Consider the following 15,327-nt stretch of genomic DNA (forward strand, 5'->3'; position numbering starts at 1 on the left):
CGTTAGTTATCTCTGTCTTGTTTTTGGACTGGTGGAACGGGGTCATACCCCCCTTCATTCAAAGGGTGGCATTTTAATAGACGTTTGCCTGATAACCAACATCCTTTTACAAAACCGTGAGCTCTCAAAGCTTCTAGCGCGTAAGTGGAACAGGTTGGTGTGAACCGGCAACGAGGACCAATCAAAGGGCTGATAAACCAGCGATACAGATAAACGAGCCCAATGGCTATCCACGTGAAGGGCGAGACAGGCGTTGCCATAGCTTATCAAACAACTTAAAAATTTCCTCATTGCTTAAATCTTGCGCGCTTTTCTTCGCAATCACAACAAAATCTTTGTTTGGAAGCTGATGTTGATTGTTACGAAAGCTTTCACGAGCCAAACGCTTAAATCGGTTACGACCGACAGCCGTTTTGATTTGCTTTTTGGGAACCGCTAAACCTAATCGTGGGTGAGAAAGTTTGTTATTGCGAGCAATGATGGTGAAATGAGGCGAGCCAGCTCGATGAGCTTGCTGGAAGACGTTTTGATAATGCTCGGGAGTTAACAAACGTAACTCCCGATTAAACGCGTACGTGTTCAAAATAAACTAGCGATTATTTTGATAGGCGCGCACGGCCTTTTGCACGACGTGCGTTGATAACTTTACGACCGTTCTTAGTTGCCATGCGAGCACGGAAGCCGTGAGTACGCTTGCGCTTTAGAACTGTAGGTTGAAAAGTGCGTTTCATGATAATTACCTTTACTGATCAGTAGTTTTAGGTTCTTGTTAAACCCGGCGTGGGTATTTGCTTTCTTATATAAAGAAGCTCTTTATATAGAGAAGGACAACCGACGCCTCTCAACAAAGAGGCGGAATTGTAATCACACTCACATAATGTGTCAATGACTCAATGAGTACGAAATTCCGGCCGGGCGATTATACGTAGTGTGAGTAAAATCTCAAGGATCAATCGATCCTGATGCTTGATCGTTACTCTATTCCTACTTGGTTAAGGAATTTTTTCAAACGAGGATCTTGTGGATTATCGAAGATATCCTGTGGAGAACCTTGCTCAACGATATTGCCTTCCGCCATGAAGATCACTCTATCAGCGACTTCTTTCGCGAATTGCATCTCGTGCGTCACCACCAGCATGGTTTGATGCTGATTAGCTAACTTCTTCATTAATGAGAGAACTTCACCGACCCATTCAGGATCCAGCGCAGAAGTTGGTTCGTCAAACAACAGCAGTTCTGGTTGTAGCGCCATCGCTCGGCCGATACCCACACGTTGTTGTTGGCCGCCAGACAATGCCGCTGGATAACTATCGCCTTTATCCCCAAGACCGATGTCATCCAGAATTTGTTGCGCTCGTTTGAGAGCATCGGCTTTTTTCCAACCTCGAACGGTCACTAGACCTTCGGCAATGTTCTGGCGCGCATTCATGTGGGCAAACAGGGCATAGTTTTGGAACACAAAGCCAGTTCGACGACGCAGCGCTAATACTTCGGCTTTAGTGTGTTTTTGAGTATCAACGGAGATGTCATCTATCGTGATACGACCTTCATCTGCTTGTTCTAGAAAGTTCACCGTACGCAGCAAGGTTGATTTACCCGTACCACTTGAGCCGATAATCACGATGATCTCACCTTGCTTAATATCGAGGTCGATGCCTTTCAGCACTTCAGTCTCACCAAAACGTTTGTGAATATTTTCTAACTTAATCATCGTACGTACGCCTTATTCAGTTTTGCTTCTGCCCAGATTTGTACGCGAGTCAGAATCACCACCACGCCCCAGTAAATAAGAGCAACCGCAAGGAAAGCTTCAAAGAAACGGAAACTTGATGAGGCTTCCATCTGTGCTTTCGCCATGATTTCGGCCACACCAAGCGTGAAAGCAAGAGACGTTGACTTGATCATATCGATGAAATAGTTCATCAATGAAGGCAGTGCGACACGCGTTGCTTGAGGTAGAATCACTCGGCGCATTGCTTGGGATGTCGTCATACCGACCGATAAGCTCGCTTCCATTTGGCTGCGATCAATGCCAATAATGGCGGCACGAATACTTTCCGCCATATAAGCGGCAAAGTGCAGCGTTAAACCGATAACCGCTGCTGAAAAGGCGTCGATACCGACCATCAATGGAAAAATTTGCGGTAAGCCGTAATAGAGCAGGAAAAGCTGAACCAACAGTGGGGTGCCACGGAAGAAGCTGATGTACAGTTGGCTTAATTGATCCAGAACTGGCAGTTTAAATACGCGAATATTGGCTAAAATGACGGATAAAATCAGCGAAAACACCAATCCCCATGTCGCCATTTCCATGGTTGTGCCAAGATATTTCAGCAATATCGGCAGCAGTTCCAACATGTAATTAAAGTCAAATCCCATACGGCTTACCTAAAGGCTAGAGAAAAGAAAAGGTGGAAAACAAGTTCCACCTTTACGTAAGTTTATTTTAGTCCGAGAGTGATACCACTTTGCGGCCTAAAGTACAAAGAGTTCTTATTTCGTGATGTCAGCGCCAAACCACTTCACGGAAATTTTCTCTACTGTACCATCTGCGCGCATCTCAGCCAGTGCTTTGTTTACTTCTTCTTGCAGCTTACGACCTTTCTCGTTTTCAACGAAAGGCCATGCGTTTTGAATGGTCTCAAACGGTTCGCCTGCCAATTCCAGAGGAAGGCCAGTTTTCTTAATCAGCTCTAACGCAGAAAGACGATCCATTACAAACGCGTCTGCACGACCGAGCGCCACGTCATGTTCGATACCTGTGTCGTACGTTTTAATGTTGATCTTGCCGTCTTTGTCGTATTGACGCAGCAGTTGCTCAAAGTTAGAGCCTAGGTTCACCGCAACGGTTTTGCCCGCAAGATCGTCAACACCTTTGATGCTGTCGTTGCCTTTACGCACGGTAATTTGTGCGCCATCTACAACGTAAGGGTCAGCAAATAGGTATTTAGCTTTACGCTCATCAGTCATGGTGATTTGGTTGGAGATCGTATCGATACGACCAGTTTCTAAAAGACCAAATAAACCAGAGAAGTTGGCTGTTACGTATTCGATTTTGTAATCGTTACGTTTACCGATTTCATCCCACATGTCGACTTCAAAGCCTTGTAGCTTGTCTTGCTTTACAAAAGTAAACGGGAAGTAGCGACCTGACATACCAACTTTGACTTCAGTAGCGGCTTGTACGGTTGCTGCCGACAGTGCAATGGCTGCAACGGCAACCTTAATCCAGTTTTTCATAATACATCTCCATAATTTTATGGTTGGAAATACTACTGTTAGTTAGCTCAATTAAATAAATAACCAAGAGCAATAACCTAGACCTGTGAGTTATTAGATAATAGAAGAAGAATGTTAAATGTGACGAAAATGCGAACTGAACCTAGCGAAATGATCGACAAAATCAGCATTGGGAATAAAATAATACACAGACTTATCACCAATCGCTCGATCTTGTGAATTTTGCCCAATTGTGGATCGTTGTGTGGGCAAATTTGGGGCAAGGTGTGTTGATCTCATCAAGTTTGCAGAAATAATTGTGAATAACTTGGATCTTATTCACTGGATCGTCGATCAATCGCTGGCGATCTTGGTTATCAACAGGTAAAATTGCCAGTCTTTTCCGATAATTCAATTACTCAGTGGGGGCACCGTGTCATCTTCGCTTTGGCTGCAATGTTTGCAGCAGCTTCAAGAAGAGCTACCAGCTACAGAATTCAGCATGTGGGTTCGTCCGCTACAAGCGGAGCTCAATGACAATACTCTCACTCTATTCGCGCCAAACCGCTTTGTGTTGGACTGGGTGCGTGATAAGTATCTGAACAATATTACTCGCTTACTGCAGGAATACTGCGGTGGCGATATTCCTAACTTACGTTTTGAAGTGGGGAGCCGACCTGTCTCTGCACCAAAACCAGCGCCGACACGTACGCCTGCAGATGTGGCTGCCGAGTCATCTGCACCTGCGCAATTACAGGCGCGTAAGCCAGTACACAAAACCTGGGATGACGACGCTCAAGCGATTGCGGCTATCAATCACCGCTCAAACATGAACCCAAAACACAAGTTCGACAACTTTGTTGAAGGTAAGTCGAACCAACTGGGTTTGGCTGCGGCGCGTCAGGTATCGGATAATCCTGGTGCAGCATACAACCCGCTGTTCCTATACGGCGGCACGGGCTTGGGTAAAACGCACTTGTTGCATGCGGTGGGCAACGCGATTGTGGATAACAACCCGAACGCAAAAGTGGTCTACATGCACTCAGAACGTTTTGTGCAAGACATGGTAAAAGCGTTGCAAAACAATGCGATTGAAGAATTCAAACGCTACTACCGCAGCGTGGATGCGCTCCTTATCGATGACATCCAATTCTTTGCTAATAAAGAACGTTCACAAGAAGAATTCTTCCATACCTTCAACGCACTATTGGAAGGTAATCAGCAGATCATTCTAACGTCTGACCGTTATCCTAAAGAAATTAATGGCGTTGAAGATCGTCTTAAATCTCGCTTTGGTTGGGGTCTTACTGTTGCGATCGAGCCACCTGAGCTTGAAACGCGTGTGGCTATCTTGATGAAAAAAGCCGAAGATCACCAAATCCACCTTGCTGATGAAGTGGCATTCTTCATTGCCAAGCGTCTGCGTTCGAACGTTCGTGAGCTAGAAGGTGCACTGAACCGCGTTATCGCGAACGCGAACTTTACTGGTCGTCCAATTACGATTGATTTTGTTCGTGAAGCGCTACGCGATCTGCTTGCTCTACAAGAGAAGCTGGTGACAATCGATAACATTCAAAAGACCGTGGCGGAATACTACAAGATTAAAGTAGCGGACTTGCTGTCTAAGCGTCGTTCTCGTTCTGTAGCGCGTCCTCGTCAGCTGGCTATGGCGTTAGCAAAAGAGCTAACCAACCACAGTTTGCCTGAAATTGGCGATGCGTTTGGGGGCCGCGATCATACGACCGTACTTCATGCTTGTCGCAAGATTGAGCAGCTGCGTGAAGAGAGCCACGACATTAAAGAAGATTACTCTAACTTGATTCGCACCCTGTCTTCGTAATCGGTTAGAATAACGGTATTCTAAGCAAATCATTTATTGAGCTGACAGCGTAAAGAGCCAAGCATGAAATTTACCATTGAACGTAGTCATTTAATCAAACCGCTACAGCAGGTTTCGGGCGCTTTAGGTGGCCGACCAACCCTGCCAATCCTGGGTAACCTACTTCTTAAAGTAGAAGAGAACGTATTGTCGATGACGGCAACCGATCTTGAAGTAGAGTTAGTAAGCAAAGTGACGCTAGAAGGTGATTTTGAAGCGGGCAGCATTACCGTTCCTTCGCGTAAGTTTCTCGATATCTGCCGTGGTTTACCGGACGATGCGATCATCACATTTGTATTAGAAGGTGATCGTGTACAAGTTCGCTCTGGTCGCAGCCGTTTCTCGTTGGCAACGCTTCCTGCGAACGATTTCCCTAATATTGAAGACTGGCAAAGCGAAGTGGAAGTATCACTGAGCCAAGCTGATTTACGTACGCTGATCGACAAAACTCAGTTCTCGATGGCGAATCAAGACGTTCGTTACTACCTCAACGGCATGTTGTTTGAAATTGACGGCACCACGCTACGCAGCGTGGCGACGGACGGCCACCGTATGGCGGTATCGCAAACTCAGCTAGGTGCGGACTTTGCGCAGAAGCAAATCATCGTGCCACGCAAAGGTGTGCAAGAATTAGTAAAGTTGATGGATGCGCCAGAGCAGCCCGTAGTACTTCAGATCGGTAGCTCCAATGTTCGTGCTGAGGTGAATAACTTTACTTTTACCTCTAAGTTGGTTGATGGTCGTTTCCCTGACTACCGCCGTGTATTGCCTCAGAGCACCAATAAGACACTAATAGCAAGTTGTGACGAGTTGCGCCAAGCCTTCTCTCGTGCTGCGATTCTTTCCAACGAAAAATTCCGTGGCGTGCGAGTGAATCTGGCTGATACTGAAATGCGCATAACCGCGAATAACCCAGAACAAGAAGAAGCGGAAGAGATGCTTGATGTAACCTTTGAAGGTGACGCCATCGAAATCGGCTTTAACGTAAGCTATGTGCTTGATGTTCTGAACACGTTGCGTTGTGAAAATGTACGTGTGTCGATGTCGGATGCTAACGCTAGCGCGTTGATTGAAAATGCCGACGATGACAGTGCCATGTACGTGGTGATGCCAATTCGTCTATAAGCCAACTGAATGCCTCTTTCTCGTCTCATCATTCAGCAGTTTCGAAACATTAAAGCCTGTGATATTGAGTTATCAGCAGGCTTTAACTTTCTTATCGGGCCGAATGGCAGCGGTAAAACCAGTGTCTTAGAAGCGGTTTATCTGCTCGGGCATGGCCGCTCATTCAAGAGCTCTCTCACCGGACGAGTGATACAAAATGAGTGTGACGAACTGTTTGTTCATGGTCGTTTTTTGAACTCGGATCAATTTGAGCTACCTATCGGCATTAATAAGCAGCGTGATGGCTCAACAGAGGTTAAAATAGGCGGTCAATCTGGACAAAAATTAGCGCAGTTGGCACAAGTTCTGCCTCTGCAGTTGATACACCCAGAAGGGTTTGATTTACTGACAGATGGCCCTAAACATCGTCGTGCGTTTATTGATTGGGGCGTGTTTCATACCGAGCCCGCTTTTTATCAAGCATGGGGAAGGTTCAAGCGCCTGAACAAGCAGCGCAACGCGTTGTTGAAAACCGCCAATAGTTATCGTGAGCTCAGTTATTGGGATCAGGAAATGGCAGGATTGGCTGAAAACATCAGCCAATGGCGAGCAAGTTACATCGAGCAGATGAAAACTGTCGCAGAAACTATCTGTCAGACATTTTTGCCAGAATTTGAGATCCAATTGAAGTATTATCGTGGCTGGGATAAAGACACTCCATACCACGAGATACTAGAAAAGAATTTTGAGCGTGATCAGGCATTGGGATACACCTTTAGTGGCCCAAACAAAGCTGATTTGCGCATTAAAGTGAACGGAACGCCCGTTGAAGATGTTCTGTCACGCGGTCAATTAAAACTCATGGTGTGTGCATTGCGTGTAGCGCAAGGGCAACACCTGACAGAGATGGCCGGTAAACAATGCATTTACCTAATTGATGACTTCGCGTCGGAATTAGATAGCCAACGTCGCAAGCGTCTTGCTGACTGCTTAAAAGAGACGGGCGCACAAGTATTTGTAAGCTCTATCACTGAAAGCCAAATCGCCGATATGTTGGACGATAACGGTAAATTGTTTCATGTGGAACATGGCAGGATAGAGTCAAACTAGAAGAGAGAAACTCATGTCTGAAAATTACGATTCATCGAGTATTAAGGTACTGAAGGGTCTGGATGCGGTACGTAAGCGTCCAGGAATGTACATCGGCGATACGGACGACGGCACCGGCCTTCACCACATGGTTTTCGAGGTGGTGGATAACTCAATTGATGAAGCGTTGGCAGGTCACTGTAAAGACATCGTTGTGACAATTCATGAGGATAACTCGGTTTCCGTTAGCGATGATGGTCGTGGCATTCCAACAGAAATCCACTCAGAGGAAAATGTCTCTGCAGCAGAAGTAATCATGACGGTTCTTCACGCGGGTGGTAAGTTCGACGATAACTCATACAAAGTATCGGGTGGTCTTCACGGGGTAGGTGTTTCAGTAGTAAACGCACTATCAGAGAAAGTTGAGCTAACGATTCATCGTGGTGGTCATATCCATACGCAAACCTACCGCCATGGTGAGCCTCAAGCGCCACTAGCCGTTGTGGGTGATACGGATAAAACCGGTACACAAATTCGTTTCTGGCCAAGTGCCGAGACGTTCTCTAACACTGAGTTCCACTATGACATTCTGGCGAAACGCCTGCGTGAACTGTCATTCCTGAACTCTGGTGTGTCGATCAAATTGGTTGATGAACGTGAAGCGGACAAACATGATCACTTCATGTATGAAGGTGGTATTCAAGCGTTCGTTGATCACCTAAACACCAACAAAACGCCAATCATCGAAAAAATCTTCCACTTTAACTCTGAGCGTGAAGACGGCATTTCAGTTGAAGTGGCGATGCAATGGAACGATGGTTTCCAAGAGAACATCTTCTGCTTTACCAACAATATCCCACAGCGTGATGGTGGTACTCACCTTGCTGGTTTCCGTGCTGCGCTAACACGTACATTGAACAGCTTTATGGATAAAGAAGGTTTCTCGAAGAAAGCGAAAACAGCGACTTCAGGCGACGATGCGCGTGAAGGTCTAACTGCGGTTGTTTCGGTGAAAGTGCCTGATCCTAAGTTCTCAAGCCAAACAAAAGACAAACTGGTTTCTTCTGAAGTGAAATCAGCTGTTGAGTCTGCAATGGGTGAAAAACTGTCTGAGTTCTTGATTGAGAACCCGACAGAAGCGAAGATGGTTTGTTCGAAAATCATCGATGCAGCACGTGCTCGTGAAGCAGCGCGTAAAGCTCGTGAAATGACGCGCCGTAAAGGTGCACTAGACCTAGCTGGCCTTCCAGGTAAACTTGCAGACTGTCAGGAAAAAGATCCGGCACTCTCTGAACTATACATAGTGGAGGGTGATTCGGCAGGCGGCTCCGCAAAACAAGGCCGTAACCGTAAGAACCAAGCAATCCTACCGCTAAAAGGTAAGATTCTTAACGTAGAAAAAGCACGTTTCGACAAGATGCTATCTTCTCAAGAAGTAGCAACACTGATCACCGCACTAGGTTGTGGTATCGGTCGTGACGAGTACAACCCGGACAAGCTTCGTTACCACAACATCATCATCATGACCGATGCCGATGTCGATGGTTCGCACATCCGTACGCTACTGTTGACCTTCTTCTACCGTCAAATGCCAGAGCTTATCGAGCGTGGCTATGTGTACATCGCTCAGCCACCACTATACAAAGTGAAAAAAGGCAAACAAGAGCAGTACATCAAAGATGAAGAAGCGATGAACCAATACCAAGTATCATTGGCTCTGGACAATGCATCGCTACACGTAAACGCAGAAGCACCAGCATTGGCTGGTGAAGCACTAGAGAAGCTTGTTCAACAGTACAATGCGGGTATTAAACTGGCGGAACGTATGAGCCGTCGTTACCCAAGTGCTTTGGTAAACGAGTTGATTTACACTCCTCGCCTAACGCCAGAGCAATGCCATGACGCATCAGTTGTGGAAGCGTGGACGAAGCAGCTTATTGAACAGCTGAATGCGAAAGAAGTGGGTGCAAGCCAGTACAGCTACGAAGTTGAGCAGCACGAAGAGCTAGGCTTAAACTTGCCTAAGATTGTGGTTCGTACTCACGGCGTGACGCACGAACATGCAATTAGCATCGACTTCCTAAACTCGAAAGAGTACGGCAAGTTGGCTGATCTATCAGAAGCACTTGATGGACTTCTGGAAGAAGGCGCGTACATCAAACGTGGTGAGCGTACTATGCCAGTGGCAAACTTTGCAGAAGCGCTTGACTGGTTAGTGAAAGAGTCAATGCGTGGCTTAAGCCGTCAGCGCTACAAAGGTCTAGGTGAGATGAACCCAGACCAACTTTGGGAAACCACCATGGACCCAGAAACTCGTCGTATGATGCAGGTAACGATTGAAGATGCGGTAGGCGCAGATCAACTGTTCACTACGCTAATGGGTGACCAAGTAGAACCTCGTCGTAACTTCATCGAAGAGAACGCACTGAAAGTAGCGAACCTAGACGTATAACGACACTGTTCGTGATAGTAAAAAGCAGCGAGAAATCGCTGCTTTTTTTGTTTTACCACCAGCTAAAATCGCCACTTTCTGCTAAAGCGGATGTTTTTCTGGTACTAACTGCCAACAACCCGATCAAGCCTGCCATTTTATTTCTGTTTTCTTTTTTTCTCGCCATTTTGTTCGCTTGAGCGTTTTTGCTTTCTTTTTTCTGCTCGCTATAGTGCTGAAGAGCTGATGAATAAGGAGACTAAGAAAATGGTGATGACTTTCCTGAACTAAGCCGGAAGTGATGCACTTCCGGTTCAATGCACTGAATTTATTTGTAAGACAAGGCATTAAGAAGGAAATAATCATGTTTGAACGCTGGTTCTCAGCGTACTGCTTGGCGCTGCGAACTTGGTGGTTAACCAGTCGCTTTTTAACCTATCAATCACCACTAAGGTTGTTATCGCTATTTGAAACCTGCGAGCAACAAGCCCATTGCCGTAACCGAACTCGTATTGCGGTTGGGGACACGGTTCGCTTAGTGGATGTTGAACGCGCCTATCAATATCGCATGACATTGGTCAGCTCGCGCAAGGGGCAACCCATGACAGGTATGCTCGCGGTCGATTCTTATTTGGGATCTCGACTATTAGGTCGAGCTAAAAATGATGCGCTCGAAGTGGAAATTTTTAATCAGCGACGCTGCTTTGTGATTACTGAAATTGTTCATCAATCGCAACCACCAGCTCAGAAAATGCTGTGTGGTTGTCTGTTGTGCCAATAAATAGAGGTGAAGTCATGAGTAAGAAAGAAAAGAAACAACCGCAGTTGAGTCTAAAAGAAAAGCGCAAACTAAAGCAGGAAAAGGCGGCAGAAAAGGGCGTTGTAAAAGCGCGTAAATCCTCCCGCAAGTAAAGTGTAGATTGAGCCCTCCAGAACGGCGGGCTTTTTATCACTGATCGCGAAGTGATGAGGAACTAAGCTGTTCAAGGGGATAGTGGATGCTTTAAAAATTTTTTATTTTTTCCCTTGAAAGTCATTTTTGACGACCTTATATCTAGTTATGAAGAGGGTGACTGGCTTGCTAGAGACTAGAAGACCAGCCCTCTGAAATCGCTAAAACGAGATCGCTCAGAAGAGGATATGGCGTTTTAGCACACAACTTAAACTTTTAGATTCAATATCATGTCTCCGAGCCAAACCAAGGCCAGTGGAATGATAAGAATCTCTTAGTTCGGCGTTGGTTTTTGCATAAACACGCCAGTAGGATGGAACTCATCTGAACTAAGACTATTGCTTAATTAAGAGGATAGATTTATGCGTAATGTAGATTTCTCACCACTATACCGTAATGCAATTGGCTTTGATCGTCTGCTAAACCTGATGGAAGCGAATACAGCGAAAAATACTTCTGGCGGTTACCCTCCATACAACATTGAGCAAAAAGACGAGCACAACTACCGTATTACTATGGCCGTTGCTGGCTTTGCTGAAGAACAGCTCGATCTGACTCAAAACGAAAACATGTTGATTGTGAAGGGCGAACGTAAAGCAGAAGAAGGCAAAAACTACGTTTACCAAGGTATTGCAGAACGTGATTTTGAACGTAAATTCCAGCTAGCGGATTACGTAAAAGTCGTGGGTGCATCAATGGAAAACGGTCTGCTTCATATCGATTTAGTTCGTGAAATCCCTGAAGCCATGCAACCACGTAAGATTGCTATCGGTGGCAACAACCTGATTGAGAACAACTAATCAGTTAACCACCCGGTTATAGAATGAGAAAGAGCGCCATATGGGCGCTCTTTTTAGTTTGGGTGCTTTCAAAACCGCTATTTCAAAGCCGTAATTTCAAAGAGAAGAACGGCTGAGTTCAATCCGTCTATTTACCTTCGCGGTAAGCCTTTTCCACTTCTTCAGCGATAATCGCAATGCCTTTTTGCATCATCTCATCATCTTGAACGTAGTTCATACGCAGGCATTGGTGCGCGTGATCCCACTCGTCTTGCTGACCAATAAAGAAATATTCACCAGGGACAATCAATACGCCACGCGCTTTCAAGCGTTGGTACAGTTCCATTGTTGTGATTGGCAGTTCATCAAACCATAACCACAAGAAGATAGCGCCTTCCGGCTTGTGGATGCGGAATCGCTCATCGGTAATTGCTTGTTGGAGCAGTTCAACCGCACGTTGTGATTTTTGCTTGTAGAACGGCTTAATCACCTCTGAACTCAGTTTAAGCAGATCACCTTTGCCAATTATATGGTTTGCCAGCGCTGGACCAACACTGCCCGGCGCTAGGCTGATGATGCCGTTCATATTGGTTAACGCTTGAGTGATTTCTTCACTCGCAATCACAATGCCACAACGCACGCCCGGTAAACCAAGCTTAGATAGGCTCATGCATAGGATGGTGTTTTCATTCCAGAACGGTTCGACATCTTCAAAGATGATGTTCGGGAAAGGTAGACCGTAGGCGTTATCGATGATCAGTGGGATGTTGTTCTCACGTGCTAGCTTGTCCAGCTTACGTACTTCTTTATCTGTCAGTACATTACCCGTTGGGTTAGTTGGGCGAGACGCGCAGATTGCCGCAACAGAGTCGTCGACGGCGAGTTGCTCAAAATCGACGTGGTATTTAAACAGGCCGTTATCTAACAGCTCGATTTCTGGGTGGTAAGAGATAAAGATATCTTCATCAATGCCAGCATCACCATAACCGATGTATTCAGGCGCGATAGGCAGTAGCACTTTCTTGTGCGAACCGTCTGGCTGTTTACCTGCCAACAAGTTGAACAAGTAGAAAAAGCCACTTTGGCTACCGTTAGTTAGGCTGATGTTTTTTTCGGAAATATCCCAGCCGTAAGTTTCACGGAATAACTGAGCTAGCGCTTTGACGAACGCGTCTTTACCCTGCGGGCCATCGTAGTTGGCGAGGGCGGCGACGAGCTCCCCACTGGCGAGCATTTCCTCACTGGCTTGGTGAAAGTAATCGAGCATGGCAGGAATGGCGGCAGGATTACCTCCACCGAGCATGATGGCACCTGGTGTGCGCAGACCATCATTCAAATCGTCCATTAACTGCGTAATACCTGAATACTGATTAAATTTTTCACCAAACTTTGAGAACTGCATGCTGACTTATACCTAATTCATTGTGATTGCTTTGTGTATGTTTATGCCGATGTTTTATAGGCTTATCGAGTAATCCTTGACCTTACCTCAATGTGTAATTAACGCAAAGTGTGAATTAAGCCGAAAAAGAAAAAAGTGCGTCATCAGACCAGAGGAACGAGACAAAAGGGCAAAAAGAACAATAAAAAAGGGAAGCTTATGCTTCCCTTGCTGGTGGAGAGAGTGTGATTTACTCACCGGTGTAAACAATCAGCACCTTGTCGTCTTGGTATTGGCGTTCGAACGCGTAGTAACCTTCTTGATTGCGAGTGATGTGCTTACCTTGAGCAACTGCGGGGTGGCGTTTACGGAATTCACCCAATTTTTGCCAATGTTGCAGCAGAACTTCACGCTCGCCATGAATTTTATCCCATGGCATATCTGAGCGTGTGCCTTGGTGGGCGTCTGAACCAGTAATGCCAAAATCACGAGCTATCTCATCACCGTAATAGATCTGTACTGCACCCGGAGCCAGCATCAGAGCATTTGCCGCACGTGCTTGGTCATCAAAGCTGCGGCTGCGAGCTGACCAAAACAGTTGTGTATCGTGTGAAGACAGGTAGCTCAACACATTGAACTCAGGATCGGTATTGATGCGCTCTGCATAGCGGCGGTAATCATTATCAAGTTGAGCGAAACACTTCAGCGCTTTTGGTGCTACATCAGATTGGAACTCGAAGTTGATGATGGAATCGAAGCCGTTATCGAAATACGGGCTCTTCACTACGCTGTGTGCCCACACTTCACCTGTCATCCAGAAAGGTAGGTCATCCAAGGCTTTGTCCGGGTTGTTTTGCTTCCATTGAGCAAGCGCTTGGGTGGTGCTGGCTTTCAGCTCTGCCCACGCTTCCATTTCAACGTGTTTGGCAGTGTCAACGCGGAAGCCATCAATGCCATAGTCACGCACCCAATCGGATAACCAGGTAATCAGGTGTTCACGTGGGGTTTGTAGCTCATCTTGCGCATTGGTGTTTTTATTGCGGAAGAAGTTTGGTAATCCGGTTTTCTGAGTCGATTCGGTTTTTAGATCCGGTAGGTAGTTCAAAGACATGGTGATGTCGTTGTAGCCCGGAGCATCGTAGTCGCCAATATCGGTGCGGATCCAATCTTTGCCCCACCATTTATCCCACGCTTCGCTATCTCCGTATTTGATGTAGTCGTTGAAGCTGTGCCAGCTTTGTCCTGATTTTGGCTGCCAGTCGGTCCATTTTTCACCAAGAACTTCTTTAGCTTCTTGCTCATCCAGGTAAAGCTGACCAAAGCCGAATTCCTGCATGTCTGCTAATGTTGCGTAGCCTGTGTGGTTCATGACTACATCCCAAATCACGCGGATGCCTTTCTTGTGGGCGGTATCGACGAAGGTTCTGAGTTCATCTTCGGTACCCATGTTGGCATCGAGCTTGGTCCAATCTTGGTGGTAGTAGCCGTGGTAGCCGTAGTGCTTAAAGTCGCCTTTATCGCCGCCGCCAACCCAGCCGTGGATTTGTTCCAGTGGTGAGGTTATCCAGATAGCATTCACACCAAGTGATTCGATGTAATCGAGTTTTTTCGTCAGACCCGCTAAGTCACCACCGTGGAAGGTACCAATCTCATATTTTCCGTCTTTACTGCGACCGTAGCTGTTGTCGTTGTCAGGGTTGCCATTGTAGAAGCGGTCAGTCATGACGAAGTACACTGTTGCGTTATCCCAGCTGAACGGTTTGTCGGCTTGCTGTTCAACTTCTTCTAGCAGCAATAGACCTTGGCTCATAGGACCCGGTTGTATGGTGACGCTGCCATTGGCGACTGTGGCTTCTTGTCCGGTTAAGGCGTCACGAACGACAGTGCCATCATTAAAGGTTTGAGCAACATTGATGGTTTTTGGCGTGTCAGTTGCGACAGGGCAAGAGTAGGTGATGTCCTGAGTCTGTTTTGGTTTGATTTTTACCGTCAGCTCGTTGGTGGTTGGATTGAGCGTAAATTGATAGGTATTGGCTTTGAAGATGCGCAGCGGCATTTGTGCATCAGTGGCGCAGTTATCCATTTTTAATGGACGATTGAACTTGATGCGATCTTCTTCTGCTAGGGCAAAGCTACTGCCACAGCTTTGCTTGCTGTCAGCAATGGTAAAGCTATAACTGCCTTTTTCGAGTTTTTGCTCGGCGACAAGTAAGCCCTGTGAGTTTTCCTCAAAAACAGCGGTATCATCACCAACGCTTAATACGATGGCATTTTCTGGAATCTGGCTGCAGGCGCTCAGTAGACCGATAGAGAGTGCGAGAATTGTTTTTTTCATTGTGTCCTTCCCCCGAATAAACAGTCCAGTTATAGCAAAACTGTGCCTCTACAATCCGAGCTCTATACCAACAAGTTAAACGCGTCTCACCCTACAAATTTTAGTCTTGTTCACAAAATGAATAATAAGCGTCACCGTCATCGGTTTGAAGGCAACAA

At 46.2% G+C, this 15,327-nt stretch carries 14 protein-coding genes; 6 read left to right on the top strand and 8 right to left on the bottom strand.

The window, feature by feature from the left end; translation table 11 throughout:
- Nucleotides 1–2: 2 nt before the first annotated feature.
- The 6 genes from yidD to R8N46_RS20245 all read right to left on the bottom strand — a co-directional run bounded on the left by yidD (nt 3) and on the right by R8N46_RS20245 (nt 3,240).
- Nucleotides 3–260 (bottom strand): membrane protein insertion efficiency factor YidD, encoded by a 258-nt coding sequence (yidD, locus tag R8N46_RS20220; RefSeq protein ID WP_005378822.1) that lies wholly within the window; start codon nt 258–260, stop codon nt 3–5.
- Complete coding sequence (rnpA, locus tag R8N46_RS20225; RefSeq protein WP_005394102.1) at nt 227–550, bottom strand: ribonuclease P protein component; 324 nt, start codon at nt 548–550, stop codon at nt 227–229. The genes yidD and rnpA overlap by 34 nt, the downstream gene beginning before the upstream one ends.
- A 46-nt stretch (nt 551–596) precedes the next feature.
- On the bottom strand, nt 597–731 hold the full coding sequence (rpmH, locus tag R8N46_RS20230; protein WP_005378825.1) for a 50S ribosomal protein L34: 135 nt from the start codon (nt 729–731) through the stop codon (nt 597–599).
- Nucleotides 732–973: 242 nt separating this feature from the next.
- On the bottom strand, nt 974–1,711 hold the full coding sequence (locus tag R8N46_RS20235; protein WP_005378827.1) for an amino acid ABC transporter ATP-binding protein: 738 nt from the start codon (nt 1,709–1,711) through the stop codon (nt 974–976).
- The gene (locus R8N46_RS20240; protein ID WP_005378829.1) at nt 1,708–2,379 is read right to left on the bottom strand and encodes an amino acid ABC transporter permease; all 672 of its coding nucleotides are present in this window, start codon (nt 2,377–2,379) and stop codon (nt 1,708–1,710) included. Before R8N46_RS20240 ends, R8N46_RS20235 begins: the two co-directional genes overlap by 4 nt.
- A gap of 114 nt (nt 2,380–2,493) precedes the next feature.
- Nucleotides 2,494–3,240, bottom strand: coding sequence for an amino acid ABC transporter substrate-binding protein (locus tag R8N46_RS20245; RefSeq protein WP_005383832.1), 747 nt, complete (start codon nt 3,238–3,240; stop codon nt 2,494–2,496).
- Nucleotides 3,241–3,652: 412 nt separating this feature from the next.
- On the opposite strand from R8N46_RS20245, the gene dnaA reads away from it, so the two are divergent.
- The 6 genes from dnaA (at nt 3,653) to R8N46_RS20275 (ending at nt 11,474) form a co-directional block, all read left to right on the top strand.
- Complete coding sequence (gene dnaA, locus R8N46_RS20250; protein WP_005378835.1) at nt 3,653–5,059, top strand: chromosomal replication initiator protein DnaA; 1,407 nt, start codon at nt 3,653–3,655, stop codon at nt 5,057–5,059.
- A 63-nt stretch (nt 5,060–5,122) separates the two neighbouring features.
- Nucleotides 5,123–6,223 carry a DNA polymerase III subunit beta gene (gene dnaN / locus R8N46_RS20255; protein WP_005394106.1) on the top strand — a complete coding sequence of 367 codons (1,101 nt, stop codon included), beginning with the start codon at nt 5,123–5,125 and terminating at the stop codon, nt 6,221–6,223.
- A 9-nt stretch (nt 6,224–6,232) separates the two neighbouring features.
- Nucleotides 6,233–7,312, top strand: a complete 1,080-nt coding sequence (gene recF, locus R8N46_RS20260; protein WP_005378839.1) for a DNA replication/repair protein RecF — start codon at nt 6,233–6,235, stop codon at nt 7,310–7,312.
- Between the two features lie 13 nt (nt 7,313–7,325).
- A complete protein-coding gene (gyrB, locus tag R8N46_RS20265; protein ID WP_005378841.1) occupies nt 7,326–9,743 on the top strand; it encodes a DNA topoisomerase (ATP-hydrolyzing) subunit B in 2,418 nt (805 codons plus the stop codon).
- A 343-nt stretch (nt 9,744–10,086) separates the two neighbouring features.
- Nucleotides 10,087–10,503, top strand: coding sequence for a GreA/GreB family elongation factor (locus R8N46_RS20270; RefSeq protein ID WP_017821918.1), 417 nt, complete (start codon nt 10,087–10,089; stop codon nt 10,501–10,503).
- Between the two features lie 533 nt (nt 10,504–11,036).
- Nucleotides 11,037–11,474 carry an Hsp20 family protein gene (locus R8N46_RS20275; protein ID WP_005378857.1) on the top strand — a complete coding sequence of 146 codons (438 nt, stop codon included), beginning with the start codon at nt 11,037–11,039 and terminating at the stop codon, nt 11,472–11,474.
- Nucleotides 11,475–11,601: 127 nt separating this feature from the next.
- On the opposite strand, the gene R8N46_RS20280 is transcribed toward R8N46_RS20275, so the two are convergent.
- Both R8N46_RS20280 and R8N46_RS20285 read right to left on the bottom strand, forming a co-directional pair.
- Complete coding sequence (locus R8N46_RS20280) at nt 11,602–12,855, bottom strand: valine--pyruvate transaminase (RefSeq protein ID WP_213915386.1); 1,254 nt, start codon at nt 12,853–12,855, stop codon at nt 11,602–11,604.
- Nucleotides 12,856–13,084: 229 nt separating this feature from the next.
- Entirely contained in the window at nt 13,085–15,169 is a 2,085-nt protein-coding gene (locus tag R8N46_RS20285) for an alpha-amylase (protein ID WP_213972546.1), read from the bottom strand.
- Between the last annotated feature and the right edge of the window lie 158 nt (nt 15,170–15,327).

This window comes from Vibrio sp. 1874, from assembly GCF_033344395.1.
Classification (GTDB): Bacteria; Pseudomonadota; Gammaproteobacteria; order Enterobacterales; family Vibrionaceae; genus Vibrio; species Vibrio alginolyticus.